This is a genomic window from Nostoc sp. KVJ20, from assembly GCF_001712795.1.
In the GTDB taxonomy this organism is placed as follows: Bacteria; Cyanobacteriota; Cyanobacteriia; order Cyanobacteriales; family Nostocaceae; genus Nostoc.
The window spans coordinates 1-1,549 of sequence record NZ_KV757848.1 but is presented as its reverse complement, the minus strand read 5'-3'; the positions used below and the strand labels follow the sequence as shown (position 1 = coordinate 1,549).

Sequence of the window (1,549 nt, the reverse complement as noted above, 5' to 3'; positions counted from 1 at the left end):
TAAACCCCTACCCTTGAAAGCCACTCCCTACTCCCTGTTTTGGTGAGACTCTCTATTGAAAAATCCAGATAGTGTAAACCTCTGCTCGAACTTCTCTGAAGCTAAATTTTTTCGAGTACAGATTTTTTCTTTCTATGTTTTTGTTACAATTATTGAAATTTTTACCCAAAAATACCACTATGGCTTTATATGCTGAATTACACAGACATCTAGGCGGCTCCGTCGTACCACGAGTTTTATGGCGATATTTCGAGCGACATTCTTCAGAGTTGATTTCCCGCTTTGCTGACTATTCAGACTTTGAAGATTTTTATACTCGCCCACGCAACACCTTGGATGAGTATCTAGAATTACACACCTTGGTAGAAAGTGTGCAAACTGTGGATACTTTGCCTTACTTTATTTATCGCTTGGTGCGGGGTGCTTACATTTTTGAAAATTTGGCTTATCTGGAACTGCGTTACACTCCCTATCTACGAACACCTGAGCATTTGAATCAATCTGAAAGAATTGACAAGATGACAGAAATTGTGCAGGTAGTAGGACTTGCCAGCCACCAGCCAGAACATCCGATTGTTACTAGCCAAATTCTCTGTATGCACACACGTCTACCCTATGAGGTGAACAAGGCTATTGTTGATTTGGCGGCGCAAAACAAGCAGTATGTCTGTGCAGTAGATGTAGCGGGGGGTGATAGCTATTACGCCGATCGCTTAGAAGAATGGATTAGCTTATATGATTATGCGCGATCGCTGGGTGTCAACACAACGGGACATCTATATGAAACCACCGCAGGTTGTTATCCAGAACTATTACCCTTTTTAATGCGAATTGGTCACGGCATCCAAATTCCCCTATTGTATCCAGAGTTACTTAATGATGTAGCTAAACGCGGACAATGTTTAGAAGTTTGTCCGACAACTTACCTGAAAACAGGTACTTTGCAGGATATACGTCAACTAAAATTAGTTTTTGACCGTTGTTTTGATGCTGGGGTTGATATCGCTATTTGTACTGATAATGCTGGATTGCACAATGTGCGTCTACCCTTTGAGTACGAAAATCTCTTGACTTACGACATTATTAGTTTTGAACAACTACAAGCTTGTCAAGATGCAGCTTTCCGTCATGCTTTTGCTTGGCCCTACAGTCAACGTCCCGCATCCCTGTTAAACGGTTTACTGAAACCTGAACCACCTAAAGTTTTGGCTATGAGAGATACTAATTAACAATCACATAGAAATATCCATAAATTAAGGTGATTTCATGTTAATTAATGTTGCAATCCCTGATTTTTTCTGATGCTGTAGAGAAAGTTGTGACCCGCTACTGATTAGATTCTGACTCCTGACTTCTGAATTCTTTTTCAATTGTGGTTCCTTTTTTGTTGATTTGGATTTTTGCTATAAGTCTTACGGAGGGAAGATTTGGCTTCACCAGAAAATTCTCAAAAATCATCTTTTAATTGAGTTTAGTTGACAATTAATAAAAATTTCTCATAAATTTCCCCCATTATCTCCCTCTGCCCCTAGGGCGTGTCATCAATTGA

General features: G+C 39.8%; 1 protein-coding gene. It reads left to right on the top strand.

The genetic code is table 11. The annotated features are described in order from the left end of the window. The first annotated feature begins 179 nt into the window (after positions 1-179). Positions 180-1,229, top strand: coding sequence for an adenosine deaminase (locus A4S05_RS38230; RefSeq protein ID WP_069074925.1), 1,050 nt, complete (start codon positions 180-182; stop codon positions 1,227-1,229). The last annotated feature ends 320 nt before the right edge of the window (positions 1,230-1,549 follow it).

Coding starts and splice junctions, on each gene's coding strand:
- A4S05_RS38230 (WP_069074925.1), top strand. CDS start 180: ATGGCTTTATATGCTGAATTACACAGACATCTAGGCGGCTCCGTCGTA.